This is a genomic window from Dyella sp. AD56 (genome assembly GCF_002878475.1).
Classification (GTDB): domain Bacteria; phylum Pseudomonadota; class Gammaproteobacteria; order Xanthomonadales; family Rhodanobacteraceae; genus Dyella.
Genome location: NZ_NRDP01000043.1, coordinates 1 through 14,220 on the forward strand (window position 1 = coordinate 1; position 14,220 = coordinate 14,220).

15 protein-coding genes are annotated in these 14,220 nt (G+C 59.7%); 9 read left to right on the forward strand and 6 right to left on the reverse strand.

Annotated features, from left to right (window positions below):
- A partial coding sequence (locus tag DyAD56_RS23105; RefSeq protein WP_146010610.1) for an integrase core domain-containing protein occupies positions 1-193 on the forward strand: 193 nt, incomplete at its 5' end.
- Positions 194-581: 388 nt separating this feature from the next.
- On the opposite strand, the gene DyAD56_RS23115 is transcribed toward DyAD56_RS23105, so the two are convergent.
- The gene (locus tag DyAD56_RS23115; protein WP_102305188.1) at positions 582-1,130 is read right to left on the reverse strand and encodes a hypothetical protein; all 549 of its coding nucleotides are present in this window, start codon (positions 1,128-1,130) and stop codon (positions 582-584) included.
- A gap of 621 nt (positions 1,131-1,751) precedes the next feature.
- On the opposite strand from DyAD56_RS23115, the gene DyAD56_RS23120 reads away from it, so the two are divergent.
- Complete coding sequence (locus tag DyAD56_RS23120; RefSeq protein ID WP_102305189.1) at positions 1,752-2,447, forward strand: hypothetical protein; 696 nt, start codon at positions 1,752-1,754, stop codon at positions 2,445-2,447.
- Positions 2,448-2,484: 37 nt separating this feature from the next.
- Here the strand turns inward: DyAD56_RS23120 and DyAD56_RS24035 are convergent, their stop codons facing one another.
- Positions 2,485-2,640 carry a hypothetical protein gene (locus DyAD56_RS24035; protein ID WP_158241433.1) on the reverse strand — a complete coding sequence of 52 codons (156 nt, stop codon included), beginning with the start codon at positions 2,638-2,640 and terminating at the stop codon, positions 2,485-2,487.
- Between the two features lie 27 nt (positions 2,641-2,667).
- Here DyAD56_RS24035 and DyAD56_RS23125 point away from each other — a divergent pair, with 27 nt between their 5' ends.
- Entirely contained in the window at positions 2,668-2,868 is a 201-nt protein-coding gene (locus DyAD56_RS23125; protein WP_102305190.1) for a hypothetical protein, read from the forward strand.
- Positions 2,869-3,046: 178 nt separating this feature from the next.
- Entirely contained in the window at positions 3,047-3,799 is a 753-nt protein-coding gene (locus tag DyAD56_RS23130; RefSeq protein ID WP_102305191.1) for a DNA/RNA non-specific endonuclease, read from the forward strand.
- Between the two features lie 225 nt (positions 3,800-4,024).
- On the opposite strand, the gene DyAD56_RS23135 is transcribed toward DyAD56_RS23130, so the two are convergent.
- The gene (locus DyAD56_RS23135; RefSeq protein ID WP_102305212.1) at positions 4,025-4,579 is read right to left on the reverse strand and encodes a YaeQ family protein; all 555 of its coding nucleotides are present in this window, start codon (positions 4,577-4,579) and stop codon (positions 4,025-4,027) included.
- Between the two features lie 107 nt (positions 4,580-4,686).
- Positions 4,687-5,433 carry a glutathione S-transferase family protein gene (locus DyAD56_RS23140; protein WP_102305192.1) on the reverse strand — a complete coding sequence of 249 codons (747 nt, stop codon included), beginning with the start codon at positions 5,431-5,433 and terminating at the stop codon, positions 4,687-4,689.
- 180 nt (positions 5,434-5,613) lie between these two features.
- Between DyAD56_RS23140 and DyAD56_RS23145 the strand changes: the two genes are divergently transcribed.
- The 3 genes from DyAD56_RS23145 (at position 5,614) to DyAD56_RS23155 (ending at position 11,588) form a co-directional block, all read left to right on the forward strand.
- Positions 5,614-5,946, forward strand: coding sequence for a hypothetical protein (locus DyAD56_RS23145; protein WP_102305193.1), 333 nt, complete (start codon positions 5,614-5,616; stop codon positions 5,944-5,946).
- 196 nt (positions 5,947-6,142) lie between these two features.
- On the forward strand, positions 6,143-10,633 hold the full coding sequence (locus DyAD56_RS23150; protein WP_158241434.1) for a PAS domain S-box protein: 4,491 nt from the start codon (positions 6,143-6,145) through the stop codon (positions 10,631-10,633).
- Positions 10,626-11,588: a diguanylate cyclase gene (locus DyAD56_RS23155; protein WP_102305195.1), complete on the forward strand. Its 963-nt coding sequence runs from the start codon at positions 10,626-10,628 to the stop codon at positions 11,586-11,588. Before DyAD56_RS23150 ends, DyAD56_RS23155 begins: the two co-directional genes overlap by 8 nt.
- A gap of 26 nt (positions 11,589-11,614) precedes the next feature.
- Here DyAD56_RS23155 and DyAD56_RS23160 read toward each other — a convergent pair whose 3' ends face one another.
- Complete coding sequence (locus DyAD56_RS23160) at positions 11,615-12,193, reverse strand: DUF3592 domain-containing protein (protein WP_146010611.1); 579 nt, start codon at positions 12,191-12,193, stop codon at positions 11,615-11,617.
- A gap of 109 nt (positions 12,194-12,302) precedes the next feature.
- Between DyAD56_RS23160 and DyAD56_RS23165 the strand changes: the two genes are divergently transcribed.
- Positions 12,303-12,716 (forward strand): DUF1801 domain-containing protein, encoded by a 414-nt coding sequence (locus DyAD56_RS23165; RefSeq protein WP_199179101.1) that lies wholly within the window; start codon positions 12,303-12,305, stop codon positions 12,714-12,716.
- Between the two features lie 12 nt (positions 12,717-12,728).
- Here DyAD56_RS23165 and DyAD56_RS23170 read toward each other — a convergent pair whose 3' ends face one another.
- Positions 12,729-13,367 (reverse strand): TetR family transcriptional regulator, encoded by a 639-nt coding sequence (locus tag DyAD56_RS23170; protein WP_102305214.1) that lies wholly within the window; start codon positions 13,365-13,367, stop codon positions 12,729-12,731.
- A 90-nt stretch (positions 13,368-13,457) separates the two neighbouring features.
- On the opposite strand from DyAD56_RS23170, the gene DyAD56_RS23175 reads away from it, so the two are divergent.
- On the forward strand, positions 13,458-14,123 hold the full coding sequence (locus DyAD56_RS23175; protein ID WP_102305197.1) for an O-methyltransferase: 666 nt from the start codon (positions 13,458-13,460) through the stop codon (positions 14,121-14,123).
- Positions 14,124-14,220 lie beyond the last annotated feature (97 nt).

A 14,220-nucleotide genomic window follows, 5' to 3' on the forward strand; every position in this document is an offset into this window, starting at 1 on the left:
GCCCAACCAGCACGCTTACATCGAATCGTTCAACGGGCGCTTGCGCGATGAATGCCTCAACGAGCACTGGTTTCCCAGCCTGCTTCACGCACGCACCGAGATCGAAACCTGGCGCCGGGAATACAACGAAGAACGACCCAAGAAGGCTTTGGGCGGGCTCACGCCCGCCGACTATGCGAAGCAGCTAAAGTGACACTGGGCTCTAATTCGTCCCGCTACTGAAAGCGGGGGGACGTCGGTCCTTGTATTGCATGTCGAACCCGTGTTGCTTTGGGTTGTCACCGAATGCAGTCAGCTTGTCGTACTGATCTTTGGTTATCTCCATGGTCCGCGAATACAAGGGGTCCTTGTAGTTCTGAAGATCATCTCTTGCGATACCCCCTTGGCCATCGATCCTGCCGTGCTCTACCGGAGCAAATCCGTAACTCCTGGGCGCCCCCTTGCCGTCACTGACTACGTAGAACATATGCCCTGGCCCTGAGGTGGCGTTGGTGTGCCCTTGCTCCTTGAGGAGCGGTGTACCAGGGGCTGCGACGTAGACCGTTACAGTGTATTTATTCGAATCGTCCATGATTTATCTCTCACTCGCCTGTGTTGTAAAACGGCTGGACTTTGACAACACCATTGACCCCCGAGAACAGGGGCTGATCTTTGACGGTTTTGACGGTGGCTCTGTAGCTTCCGGGCTTAGTGGGGTAGAAGCCTGCGATAAGCACATACGACGTATCGCCATTCGTTGCATATAGGTGCAGATTTGCAACACCGCTGCCGGTTTTCCAGGTGCGGGTGGAGACGCCTTTGTCGTCCTGCGTGGGGATGGGTGTGGTGTTTCCGTCGGTGACGTAGACGACTTCCAGGGCAACCGGCATATCTTCCTGTTGCATGGCATTTTCAAGCTTCATGCTTTTGGTCTGCGGGAAGTCGAGGGCAACCATCAGTCGGTGTTTGGTCGCGACAGTTGCTTCCGAAACAGTGAAGTCGATACTCGTGGAGACGCCGGCCTTATCCATGGACAGTGGCGCCGAGGCGAGGACTTTAGGCAAACCTGTGGAACTGGAACAGGCGGCCTGGAGCAAGAATCCAGCGGTCAGTACTGCGAAGGCGAAGATCTTCGATATATGTCGCTTCATGCGCGAATCCCTTTCGGCATCCATGGACATCCGCGCGTATGGGGTGCGCGGAGCGGCTGGGCCTGCGCCATCGCTGATGCGTTTCTGGTGCGGGCTGAAAAACCATACTGTTGACCATGGGCTGATTCAATCAGCGAAACCCTACACATCAGAGGGCGCCTGGTCTTGTTCAGGTTGAAGCTTTGTCCTGTTGTAACAGTGAGATAGCGATACAGCCTGTGCGCTTAGATTCCGTCTCTGGCTTCAGTCGGGCCTATCGGGTGTGGCGGGCCGTAGGTCCAGCAAGCCACAGGGGCAATCATCAGACTCGCTCTATGCGAACTGCTGGGAAAGGATGAGGGGTTGTCGTCTTGTGCAAAAGATGGGCGTGAATATGCCCCCTTGCGCGATGGGTGACCTGATGGGGCGTGCTCCATTATTTCTTGCGTCAACGGCGCGACATCCCAGTCGTTTTCTTCGTGGTGCCGAGACATTAAGGGTGCTTGCGAATACATCCACTCGATCTGTGCCAGACAACCATCCGAGCAACGCCCTGGTTTATTCGCGATGACTAATCCATCCATCTACATCTGCACCGTCCACTACAGAACTGAGCGGTGGATCAGGCCTCAGCTGTTCTTCTTGAAGAAGAATATCGACGCCGATTACAAAGTGTTCGCATGCGTGCCGCCGTCGCGGAAGAGGAAGGATTTCCACCTGGAGAGCAGCTATGCGCCGCAGAGCTCCAGTGGGCAGAATCACGCCGACAAGTTGAACTATCTTGCCCAGTTGGTTTGCAACGAGGCAGATGATAACGACATCCTTGTTTTCCTCGATGGCGATGCCTTTCCTATTGCACCTGTCGCTCAATTTTTGACGGAAGCGCTGCGGATGCATCCGTTCGTGGCGGTGCAGCGTTTGGAGAATGGCGGGGACGATCATCCACACCCATCTTTCGCGGCGACTACCGTTGGCTTCTGGAAGAAGATAAGCGGGGATTGGTCCGTGGCGTCCTACACCAATAGCCATGGGGCAGAGGTGGCTGACACGGGTGGCGCGCTGTTCAATAATCTGACGACTCGCCAGATACCGTGGCGCGCCATGTTGCGGTCAAACAAGCGCAATCCGCACCCCTTGTGGTACGGCATCTATGCTGACCTTGTTTACCATCACGGCGCGGGCTATCGGGCGCCGGTATCGCGGATTGATTCGATAACGTCCGGCAAGCGCGAAGATGCGTTTCTTGCGAGCCGCGCTTACAAAAAGAACAAAAGCATGCACAAAAGGATGCTTTTCAGCATCCGGTACAACCCCTGGTTTTATCGCAAGCTGATCTGACGATGCAGGGCGACGCGGCGGCTTTCCGCCTGGATGATCACGTGGTGCGCGTCGTTGCTACGGCGCCCGCAATAGTGAGCTTCATGCTCTCTTTGTATCGTCGGTCAAACTGATCGAACAGCACCGGCCCGGCCTTCCGCATGAAGGGCAACTTGGCGGCATCAAGTTGCTTGTTGTGTTCTTCGATGCCCAAGCCTCTAGTGTGGCGGGAGAGCAGCAGGTGTTCTGGAATGCCAGTAGTTATGACTACATGTATCGCAAGCCGGAGAAGATCACTCAGTTCAGCTTGGAGGAGACGAAGGACATGTCCATCCTCCTGATGCATGAGCGCAAAGGCACGGCGGCTGCTCTCGATACGCTGCTGACCAAGTTGGAGGCCGATGGCTTTACCTTCGTGCTGCCAAAGGAAGCGCTGATGTAAGCGTGCTAAGCGGACGGGCTGCTCGTGCTTCTCTGACTACCTTTCTGCACGCCAGGTGCAAGGCAAATGCGATCCGATTCACAGGAATCGCAAGTTGTTCCAGTCATAACCGCAAAGTCATAGACCTGACATCCGTCGTCAGTAGGTTCCTGCGAACCACATATTGACGGGGAACACCATGCCACGCTTTGGCTCTTGGCTGCTTGCGGTCTGTTTCTTCGTGTCTGGCGGTGCGTTTGCCGGCACGGCGTGTCCCAACTTCTTCGTCGCGGGCTCTGCGCCCACGCTGGATGCGTCGTTGCTGAGTCGTACGACGGAGGTGTGTCATACCGAGTACGTGCTCTTCGCGTCGGGCGTGACCAAGGGGCCGTTGTATTCGGCGGAGCATTTGACCGCCGCGCAGATTGCTGGCGCCAACTCGATCAGCCGTAGTGGTTCCTGGCATCAGGAAACCGGCATTCCGACGGCGGATCGTTCGCAGTCGTCGGACTACACCAACAGCGGCTACGACCGCGGCCACATGACGCCGGCTGGCGATGCGTCGACGCTGGCCTCCGAGGGCGAGACGTTCTCGATGGCCAATGTGGTGCCGCAACTGCACAAGTTGAATGCGGGTGAGTGGGAAAAGATCGAGAACTACGTACGCAATATCGCGACCCAGCAGGGCGAGGTGTACGTAGTGACGGGCCCTGCCTTTGACCCGACGACCATTCCGACCATTGGCAAGGACAACGTGGCCGTGCCGGCCTACACCTGGAAGGCGGTGTACGAGCCGGGCGTAGGTGCGGCTGCGTTCCTGTGCACCAACGCGGACAACTACACGTGTGCAGTGGTGTCGGTGGACGATGTGAAAACCATGTCCGGCGTCGACCCGTTCCCTGCCTTGTCGGCAGCGATGAAATCAAACCCGATCGGCCTGACGCTACCGTAAGGCAGAAGCAAGGTCGATGTCCGCGGGGCGCTTGAGGTGTGCTTAAGCGCCCTGAGGCTCGTCAAAGAAACTGGCCGTGCCACGGCTCGCTCAGCTTCAGCATGTACGGCCAGTTGATTCTGTGCAGGAGGTCGGTTCGGGCGGCCAGGGCGAGTTTGAAGGTGAGGAGCATGCCGCCCAGGTCGTTGCTGCTGTGAGTAAGTCGACGATCAGGTCGTCCAGTCATCAAGCCGCAGCGTATTCGCCGAGACGGGCAAGCGGTTGTACCGTCACCGTGGTCTCCCCATCCATCAGCTGTATTTCACCGTCCTGGACTAGGCACTGCAGGCGCATGCCGCGATTGAGCAGGGTGGTCAGTTGTTGCACCGTAGTTTCGGGAATGTCGAGTACGGCGAGGTTTTTGCTGCGGCCGAGCGAGCTGGCCGCCTTGTTCCACCAGATGTCCGCACTGCGGCCGCCGTAGTTGATCACCGCCACTTGCCGTGCCCGGCCGCAGGCCTTGCGGATGCGTGCTTCGTCCGGCTGGCCTACTTCGATCCACTGCTCGATCTCGTCGGTGTACGCCTTGCGCCATAGCGCGGGCTCGTCCTCATCGCTCAGGCCCTTGCCGAATTCCAGTCGGTCGTCGGCGTACAGCGCGAACGCGAGCAGGCGCACCATCAGGCGCGCCTCGGTCTCGGACGGATGTCGCGCCAGCGTCAATGCATGGGTGGCGTAGTAATGCCGATCCATGTTGCTGATCTGTAGCTCGACTTTATAGATGGTGGCATTGAGTGCCATGAGCGTGCCTGGAAAAAGGTAACCGCCCATTATACGCCCTGGATTGACCCAAGCCCGGAGATGGAGCGATGACGCCCCATGTCCGCAAAACTCCAGAGGTTAACGGCTCAAGCCGCGGTGGACTGCGCAGGGACTTCCCACTCGTGCTCGGGGTAGTAGCGATGCATCATGCGCGCGGCATAAGCGACCAGATTCGGATGGCTTTCCGCGGCCCGGCGCAACGGGGTCTCGAAGAACGGCGTAAGCACCGAGGCGACCACACCAAACGCTATGGCGTCTGCGGCATGGGGCTTTTCGCCGAACAAGTACGGTTTGTCGCCAAGCAGGGCGGCTAGCGCGTCGAGCGAGCGTTTGCCGAGTTCGGCGATCTGTTCTGGCGTATGCCGACCCAGCCCGTGGCTATGCAGTTCACCGACCTTGCGCGCCTGCATCTCCTCGCGGATTTGAGCGCGCATCGATTCAGGTGCGCGGTCGGCGAAATGCGCAGGGCCCTTGGCGAAATTGCCCGTATCGACCCAGCGGAACCACACCATGGCCCAGTAAAGATGATCTTCCATCATCCGCTCAATCGCCCATGACTCCGCACGTTGGCGCGCATCCAGGCCAGCATCCAGATCCACGTGGTACTTGTGCTCGATATGCGTGCGAATGTGGGTTGAATCTGTCACGACATGCCCCTCATCTTCGACATAAGGCACTTTGCTTCGTGGCGCATTGGGCGGAATGGTGAATTCCTTTCGATAGGCCAGGCCGGCCATCTTCAACTGCACTTCGGTCTTGATCACGAACGGGCTGGTTTCCGGCATGCCGAAAGCTGCACCGGTAGCGTAGAAGGTGATATCCGATGCGGTCATGGTGGCGTTTCCAGTAGATGAAGTACTGCCAGTCTGGCGATGTGCTGCTGACAACATCATGTCAGCAGGGTGCGAGCAATCAGGGTTTTGGCAGTACATCGCCATGCAACGGCCTGTCGCTCTTGAGGGCAACGCCCGATAAGATTCGGTCAGAAGCCACCTGACTGTGGGAGGGAACCCATGCGTGTCGAGAACATTGAGGAACTGAAGGAACGCCTGCAAACGCTTTTCGGCGAGCCTGGCTTGGTCTTTAACGATTACCAGAACTATGGCGTGGTGTTCGATCGCATGGGCAAGGCGAAGGCGTTGATGCTGGAGCTTCAGCAGAAGACGGGGGCGTCGTCCTGGGACGGCGAGGCGGGACATTGGTTTTACCGGAATGATGAGGAGAACTGGGCGCTGATGCTGCGCTCCGTTCCGCATAGCGTGTGGTGCATGGCCACCATTACGAGCCTGCACCAGGCGCACTTGCAGCGACACCTTGACGAGTTCCAGGCGCATAACGCCGAGTAGGTGTGCCGGAGGCCTCCTCTGACCGAGGCCGGTTTCACACGGCCGGTTGTTCACGCGCAGGCTCCTGCGGTGCCTGCCGGGTTGCCGATTAGAGGGTGGCTCAAAGGTAGATTTTCTTCATGGAACCCGGACACGGCAGCGCGTCATAATGCGCGCCTGCATTGGCCCGGGGCGGGTGGCCCTGGCAGGGGGAAGGGTGACTCGGAAACTTGGCCCAATATTCTGGTCGGCGGCCGTACTGGTGCTGTCGTGGGGCATCACTGCGGCTGCGTGTTGGCAACTGTTAGCCAGGAACCACCGTGCGGTCGAGCAGCGGTTGAATCTCACCGCCGATCAGATATCCCGGGATCTGGAGGGGCGGTTTCGCCTCTACGACTACGGCCTTCGGGGCGTTCGCGCGGCGATCATCGCGGCGGGCTTCAGCGATGTCAGCCACGACACGTTTTCGCGTGCCATGCAGTCGCGGGATTTCGATACCGAGTTTCCGGGTTCGCGCGGTTTTGGCTACATCGTCAGGGTGCGCGAGAGCGACCTCACCCGATTCGTGGCCAAGGCGCAGCTGGATCGCCGCGCGCCTTTTCATGTTCGTGAATTGACCACCACCACGGGCGACCGATTCATCATTCAGTACATCGAGCCGGAATCGCCCAACGAGGCGGCGATCGGGCTCGACATTGCGTCCGATCCCAATCGACGGACGGCCGCATTGAGTTCCATGGCATCCGCGCGCGCGACCCTCACCGGGCCTATCACGCTGGTGCAGGCCACCGGGGCCAAGAATCGCGGAGCCTTGTTCCTGCTGCCGATCTATCGAGCGTCGCAAACGCCGCCGCTCGCACAGCGGGATGCGGACCTGGTCGGCTGGGTCTATACGCCCCTGGTCACCGACGAGATCCTGGCGACCTTTGCGCGCTCCTATCCTGGCATGTCGCTCAATATCGCCGACGTGTCCGGCGGCGGTAATGCGGAAAGAGTATTCACCTCGACGCCAACGCGAGCCCGCGGCCAAGCAGACCACGAGATCACTCGCGATATCTCGATATATGGCCGCACGTGGCGCCTGGCCATTGCGCCCAACCCAGATTTCATCGAGGGCATGGGGCTGCCGGACCCGGTGGAGCAGACGGTGTGGATGGGCTTGGGTGGTGCTTTGCTCGCGGTGATCGCGGCGCTGGTGGCGTACACCACGTCGCGGCGGCGGCGCTCGCTGGCGCAGCGGGCGCGACTGGCCACCATCGTCGAAGACTCGCACGACGCCATCATCGGCACGGCGCTCGATGGCGCCATCATCGAGTGGAATCGCGGGGCTACGCGTCATTTCGGCCATGACGCTGAGGATGTCATGGGCAAGTCCCTTGCTGACCTCATCGTGCCAAGACGGTACCTCGACGAGGACAAGGACATCCTGCGGCGGGCTTCCACGGGCGAGAGTGTAGCGGTCGGTGAATCCGTGCGGCGACACCGTGACGGCTCGACGCTGTATGTCGAAATTTCCGCGTCCCCGATTCGCGACGAGCGGCAACAGGTGGTCGGCGTGGCCACCACGCTGCGCAACATTACCGATCGCAAAGCCGCCGAGCGCCAGGTGCGTGAACTCAACGCCACGCTGGAGCAGCAAGTTCAGCAACGCACTAAGGAATTGAAAGCGGTCTCCTCGTTGCACAAGGCGATCCTGTCGAACGCGGGTTTTGCCATCTTCGCGACGGATGTCCAGGGGGAGATCACCCTGGTCAATCCGGCAGCCGAGGCGATGCTCGGCTACAGCGCACGCGAGTTGGTTGGCAAGGGGTCGCCTCTGCAGTTTCATGACGACACGGAGATCATTCTTCGTGCCGAGGAGTTGGAGGCGGAACTTGGTCGCCCGGTTCGCGCAGGCTTCGAGGTGCTGATCGCCAAGGCGCAGCATGCACCCGATGTCCACGAATGGACCTTTGTTAAGAAGAGCGGCAAGCGCCTTCCGGTGCTTCTCAATATCAGCGCCATGCGGCGTGAGGACGGCTCGATCGAGGGTTACCTCGGTGTGGCGGCCAGTCTGGAGGAACTGAAGCGGCGCGAAAATGCCCTGGCCGTTAACCAGCGCAAGCTACGCGGCTTATTTGAGCTTTCTCCCTTGGGCATCGCGTTGACGGACGAGTCAGGCAAGCTGGTCGAGTTCAATCAGTCGTATCGCAACCTGACCGGTTATAGCGACGCCGAGCTCATGGACATGGACTACTGGCGCCTGACCCCGTCGGAGTACTTGTCGCAGGAGCAGAACATCATCGCCGTGCTGGAGCAGACGGGGCGGTACGGACCGTATGACAAGCATTACATACGCAAGGACGGCCGCCGGGTGCCGGTCCGGTTGAATGGTGTGACGCTCCGTATCGACGACAAACCGTATATCTGGTCTATCGTCGAAGACACCACTGACCAGCGGCTGGCCGAGGCGGTCATGGTGAATGCCATTGCTGCAGCCGAGGCAGCCAGTCAGGCGAAGAGTGACTTCCTCGCGAATATGAGTCACGAAATCCGCACGCCGATGAATGCCATCCTTGGCATGTTGCAGTTGCTTCAGAAGACGTCCCTGGATATCAAGCAGCGGGACTACACGCAAAAGACCGAAACGGCCGCCACAACACTACTGGCTTTGCTCAACGACATTCTCGATTTCTCCAAGATCGAGGCAGGGCGCCTGACGCTGGAGATGCATGAGTTCGACCTCGACAAGTTGTTGAGGGAGATTGCCGTCATCGTCAGCGCGAATGTTGGCCACAAGGATATCGAGGTGGTTTTCGATATCGATCCGGGTATCCCTGGCTGGCTGGTAGGTGACTCGTTGCGCTTGCAGCAGGTGCTCATCAACCTCGCCGGTAATGCGGTCAAATTCACCGAGGTCGGCGAGGTACGGCTTCAGGCCAGATTGGTGCGCCGAACGGGGGGTAGTGTCGGTGTGCATTTCGAAGTCCAGGACACCGGCATCGGTATCGCGGACGAAAAGCTTTCGTCCATTTTCGAAGGGTTCTCGCAAGCCGAGGCGTCGACCACCCGCCGCTTCGGCGGCAGTGGGCTCGGTTTGGCCATTTGCCGCCGCCTGGTCGAAATGATGGGCGGCCAGCTGCAAGTCGAGAGTCAGCTTGGCGTGGGTAGCCGGTTCTATTTCAATGTGGATGTCCAGACGACGGAACGGCCGGTCAGCGTATCGGCGGAAGTCATTGGGCAGCTGCGTGAACTCAAGGTGTTGGTGGTCGACGATAACGCCAGTGCGCGCACCATTCTTGCCGAGATCGCCACATCGCTTGGATGGCAATGCGATGCCGTCGCCAACGGTGCGGAGGCCCTGCGGAAAGTGGCTGGCAGTGGCGATCAGGTCATGATCTACGACGTGATCCTGATGGACTGGTCGATGCCTGGCATGGACGGTTGGGAAGCAGGTCGCCGTATCCGTGACATTTGCCCGCCTAACCAGTGCCCATTAATCGTAATGGTGACGATGCACGAACGCGAGGCGGTGGCACAGCAGATGTCCTCGGCAAGCATCGTGATGGATGGCTTCCTGGTTAAGCCCGTGACGTCATCCATGCTGCTCGATGCAGTGGCCGACGCGTTGGCCTCTCGTACGCCGGCGCTGGCAGCGCAGCATGACACTAGCTGGCGGGAGCAATTGCGTGGCCGCCTGGAGGGGCTGAGCATCCTGGTTGTCGAAGACAACGCGACCAATCAACAGGTCGCGAAGGAGTTGCTGGAGTTTGAAGGCGCCGACGTGGATGTCGCGAGCAGCGGCCTGGATGCGCTCAAGATGCTCGAAGGGGATGTGCATCTGTATGACGTCGTGCTGATGGATATTCAGATGCCGGTGATGGACGGCTTTACCGCGACCCGGCACATACGGGCCACGCCCGGCATGGAGACGCTGCCCATCATTGCCATGACGGCCAACGTGCTTGAAACGGATCGCCTTGCCTGCCTTGAGGCCGGCATGAATGACCACCTGGGTAAGCCATTCGATATCGACGTGCTGGTCAGCACGATTCTTCATTGGACGAAAGGCCGCGAGTTGGTCGCGGCCGGGGCTGCTGCGCCCAAGCCGAAGCAGGCGACGAATGGTTGGGTTGATGCAGACCTCGACGATGCAGGGGCACTTGCGCGCTTCGGTGGGCGCCAAGTGTCTTATCAGGCCGCGCTGAAAAGCTTTGAACGTTCGATGCAAGATGCCCTCACTGATATTGCCGCTGCGCTGAAGAACAACGATGCAAAAGAGGCCGCCAGGGTTCTGCATGCCTTGAAAGGGGCGGCGGCAACCATCGGAGCCAATCGCCTGTCTGCCATTGCGGGCTCCTATGAGCGCGAGGCATTGGCCGAGTCACCCTCGTGGAGCGAGAGCGGTGTCCTGGATCACTTGAGGGAGCTGGCCGAACGCACCTTGACGTCGATCCGAGGGGTCTCGCGTGAGCGTGCCGAGCCCAGGGAATCGCCCGTTGACCAGACACTGGATCGCCAGGCACTTATCCAATTTGCGGAGCTCTTGGCAGCGTCGAACATGCTCGCCGTCGATCATTACGAAGGGATGCGAGGTCAGCTTACTTCAGCGCACCCGGATATCCGGCAGCAATTGGACGATGCCATGTCGATGCTGGATTTGAAGACCGGCTTACGTATCTGCAACGCATTGCTTGAGGCGGAGAACAAGGATCGCCCCCATGAATGACATCTTTGGTTCGACTCAACCTCGGCCAGTCGTCGCCATGGCCAGGCCAAAGCTGCTCATCGTTGATGATCAGCCAGTGAATATTCGCGCATTGCACCAGATCTTCTCGGGCGACCACGACGTCTTCATGGCCACGAACGGGGCGGATGCCATCGCGTTTTGCGAGGCCTCGCAGCCCGATCTGGTTCTGTTGGACGTTGTCATGCCCGCGTTGAGTGGCCTGGATGTCTGCCGCACACTGAAGGGCAACCCGGCGACTGCGGACATTCCGGTGATCTTCGTGACGTCGCTCAATGAGCCCGAGGAAGAAGGAGCCTGCTGGGACGTGGGCGCCGTGGATTTCATTACCAAGCCGATCAATGCCAAAACGACGCGTAATCGGGTGCGCGCCCATCTCACACTGAAGCATCAGGCGGACATGCTTCGCCAACTGGCATGGGTGGATGGCCTGACGGGCATCCCTAACAAACGGCAGGTCGACGCGCGTTCGGAAGAGGAGTTTCGACGCTGCAAACGTGAGGCCTTGCCGCTGGCTGTGGCCGTCGTGGACATCGATTACTTCAAGGCATTCAACGATACCTACGGTCATCTGGCCGGCGATGATTGCCTGCGCAGCGTGGCGCAGGCCATTCAATCATCCTTGCAGCGCCCCGGTGATTTCGCCGGGCGCATGGGCGGCGAGGAGTTCATCGGTATCTTCCCGGCAACGGGCTTGCAGGAAGCGACGGAGCTAGTGCGTCGGATAGACAGCGCCATACGCGCGCTCCGCATACCTCACGTCGGTGGCATTGATGGCCAGGTAACCGTATCCATCGGCGTGATCAGCGCTGTGCCACACGGTGAGGTGTCGGTTGCTGCATTCGTCGAGCAGGCAGACAAGGCGCTCTATCAGGCCAAGCAGCAGGGTCGTGCGCGGGTATATGCGGTTGAAGGTGATGTGTCGAGCATGGCTTGAGCCGGGTGCTTTCTCGCCGGCTGCGATCAACCAAATCGGCCTGTTGTTTTGATTTCACCGCCAAGAAACACCACGGCAAGGCAACCCAGGCCGATGGGTAGAACCCCGAGTATCGAGCCCCACAGTGCGAAGAACGTATCCGCGCGCGCCGAGCCCATTGGATCGTTCGGATCATAGGCGACCGGCATCGGCGCACCGGGCTTGCCGGATGCGCCACCATTTTGGACGAACTGAACGGACGCGCCGGCCTCCGTTGTGAAGCGTATGAGTGGATGCCCGGAGTTCTCGATAATCACGCCCGTCGTACGGCTGCATCGAGCGAGGAAGGTAGCCGTTTGATAGGTTTGAACCAGCGCCCACGCGAGCACTACCGTGGCAACCACGCTAACCGCCACCTTTTCCCAGTTCCGCAGCGGTCGCCAGTCGTTCCGGGATGGCGTTGTCATGTGGTCGCTTCCTTGATGATCGATCCGCCTATGCATGATAGGCGTCCGTGCCAGGAATGGCATGCGAAATCCCGAGGTGCCGGGCTCGCATCCGGTGGGCAGCTGATGCTGTGTTCCGTCGATGCCTGGAATCACGACGGTGTCTCCCGCGTCGGTCACGCTAATCCACCTGTTCCGTGGCGGATTTGTATCTGGCATCCAATCGCGCGCAGTATAGGCTGGCTCGACTGTGACGTTTTTGCGCTTGAATGCCAGGAGTATCGACCCGGTGAATCCGTCAGAACGTATTGATCAGCTGATTGCGGGCATCGATGATTGGCGCGGCAAGACCCTGACGAGTCTCCGCGAGACCATCCTTGCCGCCGATAAAGCGGTAATCGAGGAATGGAAGTGGATGGGCAGCCCGGTCTGGTCGTGCGACGGCATGATTGCCGTAGCCAATGCGCACAAGGAAAAGGTGAAGATCACCTTTATGCATGGCGCCCAGCTTGAAGATCCCGCAGGGCTGTTCAATGCCGGGCTTGATGGCGGCAAGTGGCGCGCGATTGATTGGCACGAGGGTGATTCGATCGACAAGCCCGCATTGAAGGCGCTCGTGCGCGCTGCCATCGCTTACAACCGCGCACACCTGAAGAAGAATGCGCCAGCGCGTAGCCGGACAAAAGCGGAGAAGGGCGCCTGAGTGGCGCAGTGCTTACTTTAAACTTCGGTCGAGACTCTTGAGGTAGGCGCAGAACATGGCCGCCATGGCTTCCGAGTACGCGTCGATCTCGCTTTTCGTGCGTGGTTGTTCCGAAAACTCCTTGCCGGAAGCACCGAGTGTCCTGGTGATCAGGTCGCTGGCCAGCGCTTGAGTCGACTCCGGGGCGCTGGGTAGTACCTCCTGCATAAAGCGGTTGATGATGCCGCTTCCCGATGCCTTGGCCTCGCGTGCCTCAGGCGCGTCGCGATAGAGCGGGGCGGCGTCGTTAAGCGCCGTGCGCATACGTGCTTCCTCGCATTCGGAGTGGATGAAGGTGTGAACCAGGGTGCGCAGCCGGTCGAGCGGCTGGTTGCGCACGTCCTCGAGAATGTCGCGCAGCAGGCCCGTGGTCTCACGCCATTCGTCGCTCTGCAGGCGAAACAGGATCGCTGCCTTGTTGGGAAAGTATTGGTACAGCGACCCGACGCTGACGCCGGCTTTCTCCGCCACGCGTGCGGTGGTGAAGCGGTGCGCGCCTTCCTTGGCCAAAACCTGAGCAGCCGCCTCAAGAATGGCTGCGACGAGCTCGGTCGAACGAGCCTGTACGGGCTTTTTTCTCGTGGAAAGGCGGGAGTTCTGGCGACTGTTCATGGGCACCACGTAATGCGAATAGGAAACGCGATGAATTCGTCGCATTCTAGTCCGGCACCCAGACAAACGCACTTTTTATTGGAGATTTACATGACAACGCTTACCCAAGTGCCCTTGGCTTCGCTGTTGGATCGCCTGTTCGACGAGGCTGACGCGACTTCGCCGGCAGCGATTCCTGCGGTGGCCGAGCTTTCGTCCGAAGAGCGCTCGCGCCTTATGCGAAGCAAGACGGATTACCGCGCGTTCTATGCACACTTGAAAGACTTGCCGCTGGCTGTGTCGCGCGAGACGGGTGTGTTGCTCTACATGCTGGCGCGTGGTGGTCGCGCTCAAACCATCGTGGAGTTCGGCACGTCGTTCGGTATCTCTACCTTGCATTTGGCGGCGGCGCTGCGCGACAACGGTGGCGGCCGATTGATCACGACCGAGTTCGAGCCGTCCAAGGTAAAGCGTGCCCGCGAGAACCTTGTGGCGGGCGGCGTTGCCGGCTTGGTGGAGATCCGCGAGGGCGACGCGCTGCAGACCTTGGCCGTCGACTTGCCCGAGCACATTGACTTGCTTTTGCTCGACGGCGCCAAGGCGCTTTACCCCGAGATCCTGCATCTGCTGGAAAGCCGTTTGCGGCCCGGCGCCTACATCGTCGCCGACAATGCCGATTACAGCCCCGAATACCTCGCCTATGTGCGTGCACCGGCCAACGGTTATCTTTCCACGCCGTTCGGTGATGATGTCGAGCTGAGCATGCGGTCCCGCTAAGGCCATTCCTTCCGGCACTGTGTCGCACACGGAAACGTTGCGACATTGGCGCGTCCGACGGACGCCATCCGGTGCTCGTCGTGGAACGTTGTGATTC

Excerpts from the sequence above, each read along its gene's own strand:
- DyAD56_RS23115 (WP_102305188.1), bottom strand. The coding sequence starts at position 1,130 with ATGAAGCGACATATATCGAAGATCTTCGCCTTCGCAGTACTGACCGCT.
- DyAD56_RS23130 (WP_102305191.1), top strand. The coding sequence starts at position 3,047 with ATGCCACGCTTTGGCTCTTGGCTGCTTGCGGTCTGTTTCTTCGTGTCT.
- DyAD56_RS23135 (WP_102305212.1), bottom strand. The coding sequence starts at position 4,579 with ATGGCACTCAATGCCACCATCTATAAAGTCGAGCTACAGATCAGCAAC.
- DyAD56_RS23140 (WP_102305192.1), bottom strand. The coding sequence starts at position 5,433 with ATGACCGCATCGGATATCACCTTCTACGCTACCGGTGCAGCTTTCGGC.
- DyAD56_RS23145 (WP_102305193.1), top strand. The coding sequence starts at position 5,614 with ATGCGTGTCGAGAACATTGAGGAACTGAAGGAACGCCTGCAAACGCTT.
- DyAD56_RS23155 (WP_102305195.1), top strand. The coding sequence starts at position 10,626 with ATGAATGACATCTTTGGTTCGACTCAACCTCGGCCAGTCGTCGCCATG.
- DyAD56_RS23170 (WP_102305214.1), bottom strand. The coding sequence starts at position 13,367 with ATGAACAGTCGCCAGAACTCCCGCCTTTCCACGAGAAAAAAGCCCGTA.
- DyAD56_RS23175 (WP_102305197.1), top strand. The coding sequence starts at position 13,458 with ATGACAACGCTTACCCAAGTGCCCTTGGCTTCGCTGTTGGATCGCCTG.